A 14,323-nucleotide genomic window follows, 5' to 3' on the forward strand; every position below is an offset into this window, starting at 1 on the left:
TCTGCGGCGTCAGTTCGATCGCCCTCATGGGCCGTCTCCTCGATCCCTTCGCGCCGTCGCCGGTTAACCGGTCTCTGGTTGGCGCGTCTTCTTTAGCTTCCCTGAAAGCGCGGCCGCCTCCTTTAAGGAGACTAAGTATCCGCCCTCTGGCTGCGCCTCCGCCAAGCCCCGATCCATAGAAATCGAGGAAATCAGAGCGGTTTCTGGCGCGTCACTACGGTGCTGATGACACTGGCATGCCAGATGCCAGTCGTCAACACTATCTTCGATCGTCCGATTGCTAAAATGGTTGCGCCCGCCGACTGGCGGCGGGCGCGGGCGACGTCAATCCAGACGTCCCGACGCGCCCGGAGAGGAAAGGGCGCGTCGGGACGGTCCCTCTCGTCAGCCGAGAGGAACGGCGCGCGCCCCGGCTGGGGCCACGGCGTCCGCCGTGAGGTAGCGCAGGCGCAGCGGCTTGAGGACGAACAGCGCCAGCGCGGCGGCCGCGACATTGAGCCCGACCACGATCGCGAACACGGCGGTCCAGCCATAGGCGGCCGAAATGATGCTGGCGAACGGCACCAGGAAGGAGGCGGTCCCCTTCGCGGTGTAGAGCAGGCCCGCGTTGGTCGTGGCGAACTTCGAGCCGAAAGTGTCGCCGCAGGTCGCGGGGAACAGGCTGTAGATCTCGCCGAAAACCGCGAAGTAGAGCGCGGTGGACAGCACGAACACGATCGGGTTGTGGCCCTGCGAGAGCAGCATGATCACGGCGAAAGCCGCGATGCTGAACGCGATGAACATCGTGTTCTCACGGCCGATATTGTCGGAGATGAAGCCGAACAGCGGCCGGCCGAAGCCGTCAAAGATGCGGTCGAGCGACAGCGCGAAGGTCAGCGCAGCCATCTGCAGGCCGAACATGCTCACCGGCACGCCGGCGACGTTGAAGTCGTGCGCGATCGGCGCGATCTGCGCCGCCGCCATAAGGCCGCCGGAGGCGACCATCACGAACATCGCGTACATCAGCCAGAACACCGGTGTGCGGATCGCTTCGCGCGGCGTGCGGTCGACCTTGCTCTGCGGCAGATTCACCCGTTTGCGCTGAACCGCCGTGATCTGGGTCGGCTTGCGCAGGAAGAACGACAGGACGATCACCACGCCACCCTGAATCAGGCCAAAGGTGAAGAAGGCGCTCTGATACCCGCTCGAGGCGATCATGTGGGCGATCGGCACGACGGTCAGGGCCGCGCCAGCGCCGAAGCCCGCTGCGGTCGCGCCCGCCGCGAGACCCCGTCGGTCCGGGAACCACTTCAGCGCATTTCCGACGCAGGTGCCGTAGACGGAACCGGCCCCGATGCCGCCGATCACCGCCGCGAGGTAGAGCAGCGGCAGAGAGCTTGCATAGGAGTCGACCGTCCAGGCGAGGGCGATCATCACGCCGCCGAAGAACACCACGATGCGCGGGCCGTATTTGTCGACAAAGTAGGCTTCGACCGGCACCAGCCAGGTCTCGGTCGCCACGAACACCGTAAAGGCGAACTGGATCGCCGCGCGGCCCCAGTGAAACTTCGCGTCGATCGGGTCGACGAACAGTGTCCAACCATATTGCAGGTTGGCGATCATCGCCATGCTGAGCACGCCGACGGCGAGCTAAAACCATTTGGCCGAAGAGGCTTGCTGACGTTCCATCCCAAGTTCCTTTTTGTGTTGGTCTAGTGACCAAGGCTTGGGGAAAGGCTGGCATGCCAAAAATTGGCATGCAACGGCTCGTCTGATTTCGAGCTTTCGCGGGTCAGGGGCTGTGAGCCGCTCGGCGGAGCGCGCGCCTCGCTCGCGAGCGGGTCTCAGGAAAGCTGTTGAGCGTTTGATCAACTTAGCCTTTCCGGCGACAAACACGTGTCGACGAAGGCTGCCGCCGGGTAGACGAAACGGCGTTCGGAGCCGTCTGAGCACGCCTCATGCGCAGGGCAGGCATGCAGCCGTCTCATGCGTCCGGCGGCGTTGCGCGGGCCGCCGACCGCCGCGCGTCAGTCTCGTTCTGGGAGACGCTGTTTCGGAGGCGCGATGACCTCGATCGCCTTGGGCCGCAGCCGGAACACGGCCGGCGTCTTGGTCACGATCTCGCCGTCGGCGTTTACCGACCGCGGGCGGTGCGTGCGGATTTCGAACTCATCGCCGGACATGGAGCGCACCTCACTCCAGGCGCCGTGCTCGCCCGCCCGGAACGAGCGGAGCATGAGCGCGAGCCGCCAGGCGCGCGAGAATTCGAGGCTGTAGAGATCCAGTCGGCCGTCGTCGATTTCCGCGTTCTGCTCGATTACATTGCCGCCGCCATAATAGCGGCCGTTGCCGACCGCGACCTGCAGGGTTAGAGCCCGGCACGAACGGTCCCCGCTGCGGATGCTGACGCGGAAGGGCTTGGCGCGGGCGAGGACCTTGAGAGCCGTGATCACATAGCCGAGCTTGCCGAAGCGCTGCTTGATCTCGCTCGTCAGCTCCTGGGCCAGTTCGGCGCTGAGCCCGATGCTCGCGACATTGAAGAACAGCCGGTCGTTGACCTCGCCGAGGTCGATCCTCCTGACCTCGCCTTCCGCGATGATGCGGCAGGCCTCGGGGATGTCCGCCGGGATGTCGAGCGTGCGCGCGAGATCGTTGGCGGTGCCGGTCGGCACGATCCCGAGCGGCCGGCCGGCCTCCATGACGCCGCGGGCGGCTGCGTTCATACTGCCGTCGCCGCCGCCGACCACGATCACCTCGTAAGCCGGCCCCTCCTGAGCGATCAGTGCGGACGTCTTGTCCGGAGAGTCGCAGTCGAGCGGCGTGACCGCGAAGCCGCGGCCTTCGAGCTCCTCCCGGATCTCTTTGGCGCTGACCTCGCCGCTGCGGCTCTTGGCGTTTACGACGAGCAGTGCGCGACGCATGGACGGTCGACCCCCCTGATGACATTGCGACTATCTAGCGCGTCCCGCGTCGGCGGCGCTGTCTTTCGACATGCGCGCCTAATGGGCTGCTCAACAGCCGGCAGCCGGAGCGGTCGAAATCAGGAACTGGTGCCGCGTGCAGGGATCGAACCCGCGACCCCCTGATTACAAATCAGGTGCTCTACCAACTGAGCTAACGCGGCGGTCTTTGGTTCAGCGTCTGTCTCCCGAACTCGCCCTTGGGCGAGCCCGGTGTTTTGCAGCGACGGATGGCCGACGACAAGGGCGCCGGCCATTCATCGGGTCACGCCGCCGCCACAGGGCGACGGGCGGTGACGAGGTTCACCGCGATCGCCACGGCGACGTTCAGCACGAGCGCGATCAGTCCGATGTAGACGGTCGTGCCGGCAGGGCCGCCGAACGGCAGCGCCTGCAGCGGTTTCAGCCCTTCCGGCCCCCAGGCCATCCAGCTGCCGCCGACGAAGCCGACCGCCCAGCCCGCGAGCAGCCCTGGGGCGCGGAACCAGTTGGTGTAGAGGCCGAACACCAGCGCCGGCAGCGTCTGGAGGATCCAGATGCCGCCAAGGAGCTGAAGGTCGAGCGCGAACTTGGTCGGCAGGTAGACGATCACCAGCAGCGCGCCGACCTTGACGACCAGCGAGGTGACCTTGGCGACCGCCGCCTCGCCGGCCGGCGTCACCTGCGGATTGACGTAGGCCTTCCAGAAGTTCCGCGTGAACAGGTTGGCGGCGCCGATCGACATGACGGCGGCCGGCACCAGCGCGCCGATCCCGATGGCCGCATAGGCGAAGCCCGCGAACCAGCCTGAGAACAGCGTGTCGAACAGCGCCGGCACGATGTCGTTGTTGGCGGCGACCTTGATGCCTGCCGCGTGGCCCATATAGCCCAGCATGGCGATCAGGCCGAGCAGCAGCGTGTAGGCCGGCAGCAACACCGCGTTCTTGCGGATGGTGTTGGCGCTGTTCGAGGCGAAGATGCCGGTCAGCGTGTGCGGATACATGAAGGCCGCGAGCGCCGAGCCGAGCGCGAGCGTCGCGTAGGCCGCCATCTGGTTGCCGCCGAGCAGCAGCCCGCCCTTGCCGGCCGCGGCGAAATCGGCGCCCGCCTTGTCGAATACGGCGCCGTAGCCGCCGAGCTTCATCGGCACCACGATGACCGCCACGATCACCACGATGTAGATCATGATGTCCTTGACGAAGGCGATCAGCGCCGGCGCCCTGAGCCCCGAGGAATAGGTGTAGAAGGCGAGGATCAGGAAGGCGATCGTCAGCGGGAAGTTGTGGATCGGCCCGACCGAGATGCCCGACAGGCCGAGCGCCTTGATCACCGCCTCCATGCCGATGAGCTGGAGCGCGATATAGGGCATGGTGGCGACGACGCCGGTGATAGCGACGACGAGCTCGAGCGCGCGCGAGTTATACTTGCCGTGCACGATGTCGGCGGACGTCACATAGTTCATCTCCTTCGCCTTCTTCCACAGAAGCGGCATCACCAGGAAGACGAACGGATAGACCACGATCGTGTAGGGCAGGGCGAAGAAGCCGTAGGCGCCGACTGCATAGACCAGCGCCGGCACCGCGATCACCGTGTAGGCGGTGTAGAAGTCGCCGCCGACCAGGAACCAGGTGATCCAGGTGCCGAAATTGCGGCCGCCAAGCCCCCACTCGTCGATATGAGCGAGCGTCTCGGGCTTGCGCCAGCGCGCCGCCACGAAGCCCATGACGGTGACAAGCAGGAAGAAGAACAGGAAGACGGCGAGCGCGGAGTAGTTGAGCGTCGGCGTCCAGACCGCCGGAGCGGCCGCCGGATCAGTCGTCATCGCGCACGCTCCGATAGGCGATATAGGTCAGGAGCGCCGTGATCGGCACGAAAGCCAGCTGGTACCAGTAGAAGAACGGGAAGCCCCACAGCCTCGGCTCGAGGTGGTTGTAGAACGCCGGGTAGAGCAGCCCGACATAGGGAATGAGCAGCAGCCACAAAGCTGCCCGCGACTTCCGGCGGTCCATCCTTGCCTCCCGGGATGATGACGGAGTTTTGATTGCGTTCGGGGATTTGACGCGGCCCGTCAAGATCGTCGCGGCGGCTGACGCGGGAGAGAGGCTTACGGGCAACGTTCTCGGGTGAGCCTCAGCCGCCGGCGGCGGAGGGGCGCTTTTCTGAAGGTTTGTTGCGCGTGAAGGCGCAGAGGCCGCGCGCGGCCCCGCGTTAGCGCGATGTCGTGCGGCGATGCAGAGCGGGCCGCGCATGCGCGCAATGGGCGCCGCCGGGCGCGTCCGCGCGCTGCGCCGGCGCCGTCAGAATTATTCCGCCCGCAGCGCACCCGTTAAGTCGAAATAAACGGCGAACCCTGCCTTTTCTTCAACTTGTCTTCTCGCCGGATACGGTAGTCATGCGCATACGCACGAAGATTTTCGCCCTTGTGGGTTCGCTCGCTCTTGTGGCCGCGACGCTGACCGGGATCGGGCTCTATTCGCTGGCGAGCTACCGGGCTGCCGCGGCCGCCTCTGAGGGCGCTGCCGCCCAGGCGCTGAACGGCGAGCGGCTGAACCGGCTCGTGACCGCCACCGTCATGGACGCGCGCGGCATCTACGCGGCGCCGGACGCGGCGACCGCGAAGCCGTTCGGCGACGGCGTGCTGGCCTCGTTGAACGCGATCGACAAACTGCTGGAGGAGTGGCGGCCGCTGGTCCCGGAGGACAAACGCGCGCTGTTCGAGGCGGTTGCCGCCGACGCCGCGCGGTTCAGGGCGTTCCGGACCGAGACCGTCCGCCTCGCCGCGGAAGTCTCGCCGCGCGCCGCGAACGAGCAGGGCAACAACGAGGCCAATCGGTCGAACCGCAAGGCGTTTCAGGCGAGCATCGACGCGTTGACGCAGCAGAACCTGAAGGACCAGCAGGAGATCACGGCGGCGGAGAATGCGCTCTACGACCGCACTGTCTGGCTTCTGCTGCTGCTTTCGATCGGCGGCGTCGCGGGCGCTCTTGCGCTCTCCGCCTTCACCGCGCAGCGCGCGATCGTGCGGCCGCTCCTCGGGGTGACGGCCGCAATCCAGCGCCTGGCGGCTGGCGACCACCGGCTTCCGGAGGTGAAGGAGACGAAGGACGAGATCGGCGACATCTGGCGCAGCATGCGGGTGTTCGCGGCCGCGATGGAGGAGGCGGAGACGCTGCGCGCCCGCCAGGCGGAGGCCGAGAGCCTGCGCGCGTCGGGCCGCCGCAGCGAGATGAACGGCCTTGCCCGCTCCTTCGAGGGCAGCGTCGGCGAGCTGGTGCAGAGCCTTTCGGCGGCTGCGCAGGAGATGGAGGCGACCTCCCGCGGCCTCGCGGCGAACGCCGAGCAGACCACGCGTCAGTCCGCCGCCGCGCTGTTCGCGGCGAACGAGACCTCGGCCGCCATGCAGGCCTGCGCCGCGGCGACCGAGGAACTTGCGACCTGCGCCGAAGAGCTCGGCCGGCAGGTCGAGCGCACGTCGGGGGCCGCCTCCGACGCCGTCAACAACGTGCGGCGCGCCCATGAGCGGGTCGACGTGCTGGTCAGCGGCTCGCGCAAGATCGGCGAGATCGTCTCGCTCATCCAGAGCATCGCCGAGCAGACCAACCTGCTCGCGCTCAACGCCACGATCGAGGCGGCGCGGGCCGGCGAGGCCGGGCGCGGCTTCGCGGTGGTCGCGGCCGAGGTCAAGGACCTCGCCGGCCAGACCGCAAAGGCGACGGAGGAGATCACCGCCCAGATCGGCGCGATCCAGGACGCCACCAACGGCACCGCCGGCGCCATCCAGGAGATCGCCGGCATCATCGACGACGTCCACCACATCGCGACCGAAACCTCCGCGGCGGTCGAGCAGCAGCGCGCCGCCACTCAGGAAATCGCCCGCAACGTGCACCAGGCGGCGGCTGGCACGCAGCAGGTCAGCGCCGACGTCTCGCAGATGCAGATCGCCGCGCGCGAGGCCGGGCAAGGCGCAGTCGACGTGAACTCCGCGGCGGGCGAGCTCGCCCGCCAGTCCGCCCGTCTCGAGCAGGAGGTCGACGGCTTCCTCGTCGGCGTCCGCGCCGCCTGAGGCTACCGGGCGGTCCGGCCGATCGCCTCGGATTGCGTCCGGAGGCGGTCGGCGGCCTCCAGCCGGAAGGAGGCGAACAGAACGACGCCGCCGGCGGCCGCCAGCATTGCGCCGACCGCGCCCGGGGACGTCCAGCCGAGCCCCAGCGCGATCGCCGCCCCGCCGAGCCACGCGCCGAGCGCATTGGCGAGGTTGAAGGCGGAGTGGTTGAGCGCGGCCGCAAGCGTCTGGGCGTCGCCCGCGACGTCCATCAGCCGGGTCTGCAGCGCGGGTCCCATCGCGATGCAGCCGCCGATCAGGAACAGGTTGATCGCCGCGCTCCAGCTCGCCGCCGAGGTGAACACGAAGGCGGCGAGCACCACGCCGTTCCACACCAGCGCCCCGACCAGCGTCGCCTTCAGCGCCCTGTCCGAGAGCCAGCCGCCGGCGATGTTGCCGGCGATCATGCCGAGGCCGAGCAGCGCGAGCATCGGCGGCACCATCGAGAGGCTCAGGCCGCTCACCTCCGTCAGAGTCGGGGTGACGTAGCTGTAGACTGCGAACATGCCGCCGAAGCCGATCGCCGCCACGCCGAGGGTGAGCCACACCTGCGGCCTGCGCAGCGCGCCGAGCTCGCGGCGCGCGCTCGCGCCCTCCGGAGCGGGAATCTCGGGGGTGAAGACGCGGACCAACACGGCCGTCAGGGCCGCAAGCGCCGCCACGACCAGAAACGTCGTGCGCCAGCCGAAGACCTGCCCCAGCCAGGTGGCGAGCGGCACGCCCACGACGTTGGCGACGCTCAACCCAAGGAGCACGTTGGCGACCGCCTGCGCCCGCTTGCGCGGCGGCACGAGCGCGGCCGCAGCCAGCATGGCCACGCCGAAATAGGCCCCGTGCGGCAGCCCCGCGATGAACCGGGCGGCGACCACGCCGGCGTAGCTTGAGGCGAGGGCGCTCAGCAGGTTGCCGATCCCGAACACCATCATCAGCCCGATCAACAGCCCCCGCCTCGGCGCCCGGGCGAGCGCGACCGTGATCGCAGGCGCGCCCACCACGACGCCGAGCGCATAGGCCGAGATCATGTGCCCGGCTTCGGGGATGCTGACGTCGACCGCAGTCGCGACAGACGGCAGGATGCCCATCGCGGCGAATTCGCCGGTGCCGATCGCGAACCCGCCGACCGCGAGCGCGAGCTGCGCCAGCGCCGATCCGTAGGGGGCTGCGGTCGAAGCGGCCGCGAGTTCCGCTTCCACGGCGGCGAGGTCGGCGGGGTCGGACAGGCGGCACTCGGCGGCGGTCATAGGCTCACGATGCGATGTGGCGGAGCCGGGAAGCTGACCTTCACGGCCGCCTGTTGCAATGCAGCAGACGCGCATGGCGGCCATACGTCTCACGGGCGGAGGCTGTGCATGGCCGGAGCGGCCACGTCGCAATGGCGGGCCGGCGGCGCTAAGGTCCGGCGGGAACGCCAGCGGAAGATTCCGATGCAAGCCTATCTCGATCTCCTGCGCCGGATCCTCGACGAGGGGGCGCGCAAGGAGGACCGCACTGGCACGGGCACGCTGTCGGTGTTCGGCGCGCAGCTCCGCTTCGACCTCAGCAGGGGTTTTCCGCTCGTCACCACCAAGCGCCTGCACCTGCGGTCGATCATCCACGAACTGATCTGGTTCCTGCGCGGCGACACCAATGTCGGCTATCTGCGCGAAAACGGCGTCACGATCTGGGACGAATGGGCGGACGCCAACGGCGATCTCGGGCCGGTCTACGGCAAGCAATGGCGCTCATGGGCGACGCCGGACGGCCGCACGATCGACCAGCTCGCCGGTGTGCTGGCCGAGCTTCGCCGCAACCCGTCATCTCGCCGGCTCGTCGTGTCAGCCTGGAACCCGGCGGACCTGCCTCAGATGGCGCTCGCGCCCTGCCACTGCCTGTTCCAGTTCCACGTCGCGGACGGGCGGCTTTCCTGTCAGCTTTACCAGCGCTCGGCGGACGTCTTTCTTGGGGTGCCGTTCAACATCGCCTCCTACGCGCTGCTCACGCATCTCGTGGCCCATGACATGGGTCTTGAGCCGGGCGACTTCATCCACAGCTTCGGCGACGTCCACCTCTATCTGAACCATGTCGAGCAGGCGCGCGAGCAGCTGACGCGCGCGCCTCGGCCGCTGCCGACGCTGCGGCTGAACCCCGCCGTCCGCTCGGTGTTCGAAGTCGCCTATGAGGACATCGCGATCGAGGGCTATGACCCGCATCCCGCGATCAGAGCGCCGGTCGCGGTATAGCTGATGGGCGCTCCTCCGGGTCGACGCGAGCGCGCGAGCAGCTATTACGAAACGCTCAGGGTCGTGGCGAGCGTCTGCGAGACGGTGTATCGCGTGAGCGGGTGCGCATTGGCGCGACTCAGAGGTTCGGGTGGAGAGCGCGCCCGCGTTTGCGCGTTCGGGGACAGGGACGAACAGAGATGAATTTCAGGTTGGCGGCGGCGCTTGCGGCCGGTGTTTTGTCGGTAAGCGCGGGCACGGCCTCGGCGCTCAGCACGCCGGCGGTGTTCGCGCAGACCGAGCAGGCGCTTCGGGCCAAGCTCAAATCGGCCTTCGCCGGTCAGCCCGCGCGCTTCGGCTTCGAGAATTTCCGCCGCCGCACCAACGGCAAGGATGAGGCGGTGTGCGGTCAGGCCACCATCTATATCGGCCGCGACAAGCCGAGCCTGGTGCGCTTCGTCTATCGCTACAATTCGGGCGACGCCGCGATCGAAACCCTGAACGCCGGCGAGACCGCGACCGTCCAGAAGCTCTGGACGCCGCTCTGCCTGCGCGGACGGCCGATCGAGTGAGAGTTCCGATCGCCATCGTCGCCGCGGTCGCGAGGAACCGCGTCATCGGCCGCGACAACGGGATGCCGTGGCGGCTGCCGAGCGACCTGAAGCGGTTCAAGGCGATCACCTGGGGCAAGCCGCTGATCGTCGGCCGCCGCAGCCATGCGGCGATCGGCCGGCCGCTCCCGGGGCGCGAAACCATCGTGCTGACCCGCGACAAGGCCTTCCAGGAGGAAGGCGTGCACGTGGCGCACGACCTCAAGGACGCGCTCGGCCTCGCCGAGGCGATCGCCGAGGAGATGGGGGCGGACGAGATCATCAGCGTCGGCGGCGGCGAGATCTACGAACTGACCCTGCCGATGACGACCGTGATGCACCTCACGGAGATCGACGCCGCCCCGGAAGGCGACGTGCTTTTTCCCGAGTACGACCCCTCGCAGTGGCGCGAGACGTTCCGCGAGGAGCACGCCGCCGGCGGCCGCGACGAGTACGGCTTCACGTTCCGGGACCTGGTCCGCGCACGCGGCGCTTGAGAGGACGTGATCGGAGCAAGGCCGGATTCCGATTGACGGGCCGGCGCCGGCGCCGCACTGGCTGAGCACCCGCGTTGAAGACGCGCGCAGCGCGGATATCCTGCGCGCGGGCCCGCGGTCGACGTAGCAAGGAGTCTTGATGCCCTGGAGCAACCAGAGTGGCGGCGGCGGTCCGTGGCGCAATCAGGGCGGCCCGTGGGGCCAGGGCCCTCAGCAGCCGGGACCGACCCCTCCGGATCTCGAGGACATGCTGCGGCGGGTTCAGGAGCGGTTCCGCACCATGCTGCCGGGCGGCGGGGGCGGCGGCCGCGGTGTTCTGGCGCTCGTCTTCCTGGGCCTGATCGGCTGGGGTCTGTCGGGCTTCTACAAGGTCGAGGCGGACGAGGAAGGCATCGTGCTGCGCTTCGGCAAGTATGTCAGCACCACCCAGCCCGGCCTGAACTACCATATTCCCTATCCGATCGAGACGGTGCTGACCCCCAAGGTCACGACCCAGAACTCGATCGAGGTCGGCATGCGCACGACGCCCGGCGGAACCCGCACCGTCTCGAGCCGCGAGGTTCCGCAGGAGAGCCTGATGCTGACCGGCGACGAGAACATCGTCGACGTGAACTTCTCCGTGGTGTGGGTGATCAAGCCCGCAGATGGCGCATCCGGACGTCCGAGCGGCGCCGCCGACTATCTGTTCAATCTCGAAAATCCTGAAAGCACCATCAAGGCGGTCGCCGAGAGCGCGATGCGCGAAGTCGTGGGCCGATCGCGCCTGCAGCAGATCCTCACCGAGGGCACGCCGGAGACCGAGAGCGTCGCACAGCCGCTCGCGCCCGACGCGCCGCCGGTCGAGCCGGTGCGTCCGAAGGAGGAGGTGCAGCCGGCGGCCGTCACCGCCGCGGCCGTGCGCGAGCTCATGCAGAAGACGCTCGACAGCTACAACGCCGGCGTCGACATCACCCAGGTCCAGCTCCAGAAGATCGCGCCCCCGGGCGAGGTGCTGAGCGCCTTCCGCGAGGTCCAGGTGGCGCAGGCCGACCGCATCCGGCTGACGAACGAGGCGCAGGCCTACGCCAATCGCATCGTGCCCGAAGCGCGCGGCAAGGCGGCCCAGGCGACGCAGGCGGCCGAAGGCTACAAGGCCTCCACGGTCGCGGCCGCGCAGGGCCAGGCGGCCCGCTTCCGTCAGGTCGCCAGCGCCTATGATCAGGCGCCGGACGTGACGCGCGAGCGGCTGTTCCTCGAGACGATGGAGCGGATCTATGGCGCGGTCGACAAGGTGATCATCGATCCGAAGGCGAGCGGGCAGGGCATCGTGCCGTTCCTGCCGCTGGACCAGCTGCAGAAGTCGGGGCGAACCGCCCCCGCGGCCGAAGCGACGGGAGCCGCGCAATGAACCGCAGCGTCTTTGGCGGCTTCTTCGCCGCGCTCGTGCTGTTCGCGCTGTTCGCGCTCTACAGCGCGCTCTACCGCGTCTATCAGACCGAGCAGGTCATCGTGTTGCGCTTCGGCCAGCCGGTCGCGACCGTCACCGATCCCGGCCTCCACATGAAGTTGCCGTTCGTCGAGACGGTCACCCGGATCGACAAGCGCATCCTCGACCTCGACATGCCGGAGCGCGAGGCGACCTCGAACGATCAGAAGCGGCTCGTGGTCGACGCCTTCTCACGTTACCGGATCACCAATCCGCTGCGCTTCAGGCAGGCGGTCGGCTCGATTGAGCAGGCGAACGCGCGTCTCACCAACGTCCTGACCGACGCGTTGCTGGAGGCGATCCGTTCCTCGACCTTCCAGCAGATCGTGCGTGACCGGCGCGACCAGATCATGGCCCGCATCCGCGATCAGGCGAACCGCGAGGCGGATCGGTTCGGCATCCAGATCGTCGACGTCCGGATCCGGCGCGCCGACCTGCCGGAGCAGAACTCCAAGGCGGTGTTCGAGCGCATGCAGTCGGAGCGCGCGCAGGAGGCGGCGCAGATCCGCGCCCGTGGCGCCGAACAGGCGCAGGGCATGCGGGCTCGCGCCGACCGCGACGCGCAGGTGATCGTGGCCAACGCCAACCGGGACGCCGAGATCGTCCGCGGCCAGGGCGAGGCCGAGAAGACGCGGATCCTCGCGGACGCCTACAGCTCGAACAAGGACTTCTTCGTGTTCTATCGGTCGATGCAGGCCTATGACACGGCGCTCAAGTCCGGCACCCGGCTGGTGCTGTCCCCGGACAGCTCGTTCTTCCGCTTCTTCCAGCAGCCAGGCGGCGCCCCCGCGGCGCCTGCGGGAGCGCCCCCGGCGCAATGACGGACTTCTTCGCCGCCCTCGGGCTGGTGCTGGCGATCGAAGGACTCCTGTTCGCCGGCTTCCCGTCCGCGGCGAAGCGCGCCAGCGAAAACATCGTCGCCACCCCGGACCAGACCCTGCGTCTGATCGGGGTGGCGTCGGCCGTGCTGGGGGTCTTCATCGTCTGGATCGTTCGCGGCTGAGCGGGAGGCGTCGCTGACGCCGCTCTGGCCGCGCGGTGCGGCGTCGTGTTAAACCGCGCCACTCTCAGCATGGAGCTCGCCCGGATGGACGGCCCGACCGATCCTTCGCTGCATCTCATGCCGGCCTATATCGACGGCGCTCTGGTGGGCGAGCCGACCGAGGCGGTGACGGACCCCGCCACCGGCCGCCTGGTCGGCCGCGTGCCGGATCTCGGGGCGGACCACGCCGCGCAAGCGATCGAGGCCGCCCAGCGCGCCTTCCGCCCCTGGGCGGCGAAGACCGCCAAGGAGCGCTCCGCGATTCTGCGGCGCTGGTTCGATCTCGTCATCGCCAACAAGGAGGAGCTCGCGCTGCTGATGACGCGCGAGCAGGGCAAGCCCCTGGCGGAGGCCCGCGGCGAGATCGACTACGCCGCCTCCTTCATCGAGTTCTACGCCGAAGAGGCGAAGCGCGTGTCGGGCGACACGCTGCCGAGCCACCGCGCCGACGCCCGGATCCTGGTGTTGCGGCAGCCGGCGGGCGTTGTGGCGGCGATCACGCCGTGGAATTTCCCGGCGGCGATGATCACCCGCAAATGCGCGCCGGCGCTGGCGGTCGGCTGCACCTTCGTGGTCAAGCCCGCGATGGAGACCCCGCTCACCGCACTCGCGCTCGCGCGCCTCGCCGACGAGGCGGGACTCCCGAAGGGCGTGCTCAACGTCGTCACCGGGCAGGACGCGGCGGCGATCGGCAAGGTGTTCACTAGCCATCCCGCCGTACGGGTGGTGTCGTTCACCGGCTCGACCGAAGTCGGCAAGATCCTGATGAAGCAGGCGGCCGCCGGCGTGAAGCGGGTAGCGTTGGAGCTTGGCGGCAACGCGCCCTTCATCGTCTTCGACGACGCCGATCTCAACGCTGCGGTCGAGGGCGCCATGGTGTCCAAGTACCGGAACATGGGGCAGACCTGCGTCTGCGCCAATCGCATCTATGTGCAGTCGGCCGTCTATGACGCCTTTCTCGAGAAGCTGACCTCCGCCGTCTCCCGTCTCAAAGTCGGCTCGGGAGCCGAGGAAGGCGTCACGCAGGGGCCGTTGATCACTGCGGAGGCGGTGGAGAAGGTGGAGCGCCATCTGAGCGACGCGGTGTCGAAGGGCGCGCGTGTCGTCGCTGGCGGCAAGCGCCATGCGCTCGGCGGCTCCTTCTTCGAACCGACGGTCGTCGCCGACGTTACGCAAGACATGGCGGTCGCCCGCGAAGAGACCTTCGGGCCCGTCGCGCCGATTTTCCGCTTCGAGACCGAGCAGCAGGCGATTGAATACGCCAACGCCACCGAGTTCGGACTCGCGGCTTACTTCTATGCGCGGGATGTGGGGCGGATATTCCGCGTCGCGGAGGCTCTTGAATACGGCATGGTCGGCATCAACTCTGGGCTACTATCGACCGAGCTCGCGCCGTTCGGCGGCGTGAAGGAAAGCGGTCACGGCCGCGAAGGATCGCAGCGCGGCGTCGACGAGTTCGTCGACATCAAATATCTGCTCGTCGCCGGGATCTCCGGCTGAAAGGACGGGAC

The 14,323-nt window shown here is 68.3% G+C and carries 13 protein-coding genes and 1 tRNA gene; 8 read left to right on the top strand and 6 right to left on the bottom strand.

Annotated elements, in window-relative coordinates; translation table 11 throughout:
* Positions 1–384: 384 nt before the first annotated feature.
* The 5 genes from oxlT to VM780_RS05040 form a co-directional block, all read right to left on the bottom strand.
* Positions 385–1,617 carry an oxalate/formate MFS antiporter gene (gene oxlT, locus VM780_RS05020; protein WP_325445763.1) on the bottom strand — a complete coding sequence of 411 codons (1,233 nt, stop codon included), beginning with the start codon at positions 1,615–1,617 and terminating at the stop codon, positions 385–387.
* A gap of 389 nt (positions 1,618–2,006) precedes the next feature.
* Positions 2,007–2,900 (bottom strand): lipid kinase, encoded by an 894-nt coding sequence (locus VM780_RS05025; protein ID WP_325445765.1) that lies wholly within the window; start codon positions 2,898–2,900, stop codon positions 2,007–2,009.
* 127 nt (positions 2,901–3,027) lie between these two features.
* Positions 3,028–3,103: transfer RNA gene (locus VM780_RS05030), tRNA-Thr, on the bottom strand.
* A 101-nt stretch (positions 3,104–3,204) separates the two neighbouring features.
* Positions 3,205–4,740, bottom strand: a complete 1,536-nt coding sequence (gene mctP, locus VM780_RS05035) for a monocarboxylate uptake permease MctP (RefSeq protein ID WP_325445767.1) — start codon at positions 4,738–4,740, stop codon at positions 3,205–3,207.
* Positions 4,730–4,927 carry a DUF3311 domain-containing protein gene (locus VM780_RS05040; protein ID WP_325445769.1) on the bottom strand — a complete coding sequence of 66 codons (198 nt, stop codon included), beginning with the start codon at positions 4,925–4,927 and terminating at the stop codon, positions 4,730–4,732. The genes mctP and VM780_RS05040 overlap by 11 nt, the downstream gene beginning before the upstream one ends.
* 383 nt (positions 4,928–5,310) lie before the next feature.
* Here VM780_RS05040 and VM780_RS05045 point away from each other — a divergent pair, with 383 nt between their 5' ends.
* Positions 5,311–6,981 carry a HAMP domain-containing methyl-accepting chemotaxis protein gene (locus VM780_RS05045; RefSeq protein WP_325445771.1) on the top strand — a complete coding sequence of 557 codons (1,671 nt, stop codon included), beginning with the start codon at positions 5,311–5,313 and terminating at the stop codon, positions 6,979–6,981.
* Positions 6,982–6,983: 2 nt separating this feature from the next.
* On the opposite strand, the gene VM780_RS05050 is transcribed toward VM780_RS05045, so the two are convergent.
* Positions 6,984–8,261 (bottom strand): MFS transporter, encoded by a 1,278-nt coding sequence (locus tag VM780_RS05050; RefSeq protein WP_325445773.1) that lies wholly within the window; start codon positions 8,259–8,261, stop codon positions 6,984–6,986.
* A 183-nt stretch (positions 8,262–8,444) separates the two neighbouring features.
* Between VM780_RS05050 and VM780_RS05055 the strand changes: the two genes are divergently transcribed.
* The 7 genes from VM780_RS05055 to VM780_RS05085 all read left to right on the top strand — a co-directional run bounded on the left by VM780_RS05055 (position 8,445) and on the right by VM780_RS05085 (position 14,312).
* Positions 8,445–9,239 carry a thymidylate synthase gene (locus VM780_RS05055; RefSeq protein WP_325445775.1) on the top strand — a complete coding sequence of 265 codons (795 nt, stop codon included), beginning with the start codon at positions 8,445–8,447 and terminating at the stop codon, positions 9,237–9,239.
* A 179-nt stretch (positions 9,240–9,418) separates the two neighbouring features.
* Positions 9,419–9,790, top strand: a complete 372-nt coding sequence (locus VM780_RS05060) for a hypothetical protein (protein ID WP_325445777.1) — start codon at positions 9,419–9,421, stop codon at positions 9,788–9,790.
* Positions 9,787–10,305, top strand: coding sequence for a dihydrofolate reductase (locus tag VM780_RS05065; RefSeq protein ID WP_325445779.1), 519 nt, complete (start codon positions 9,787–9,789; stop codon positions 10,303–10,305). Before VM780_RS05060 ends, VM780_RS05065 begins: the two co-directional genes overlap by 4 nt.
* A 139-nt stretch (positions 10,306–10,444) precedes the next feature.
* Positions 10,445–11,692 (top strand): protease modulator HflK, encoded by a 1,248-nt coding sequence (locus tag VM780_RS05070; protein ID WP_325445781.1) that lies wholly within the window; start codon positions 10,445–10,447, stop codon positions 11,690–11,692.
* A complete protein-coding gene (locus VM780_RS05075; protein ID WP_325445783.1) occupies positions 11,689–12,591 on the top strand; it encodes a protease modulator HflC in 903 nt (300 codons plus the stop codon). Before VM780_RS05070 ends, VM780_RS05075 begins: the two co-directional genes overlap by 4 nt.
* A complete protein-coding gene (locus VM780_RS05080) occupies positions 12,588–12,773 on the top strand; it encodes a DUF2065 domain-containing protein (RefSeq protein WP_325445785.1) in 186 nt (61 codons plus the stop codon). Before VM780_RS05075 ends, VM780_RS05080 begins: the two co-directional genes overlap by 4 nt.
* A gap of 84 nt (positions 12,774–12,857) precedes the next feature.
* Positions 12,858–14,312, top strand: a complete 1,455-nt coding sequence (locus VM780_RS05085; protein WP_414652797.1) for an NAD-dependent succinate-semialdehyde dehydrogenase — start codon at positions 12,858–12,860, stop codon at positions 14,310–14,312.
* Positions 14,313–14,323 lie beyond the last annotated feature (11 nt).

This window comes from Hansschlegelia sp., from assembly GCF_035538955.1.
GTDB lineage: Bacteria > Pseudomonadota > Alphaproteobacteria > Rhizobiales > Methylopilaceae > Methylopila.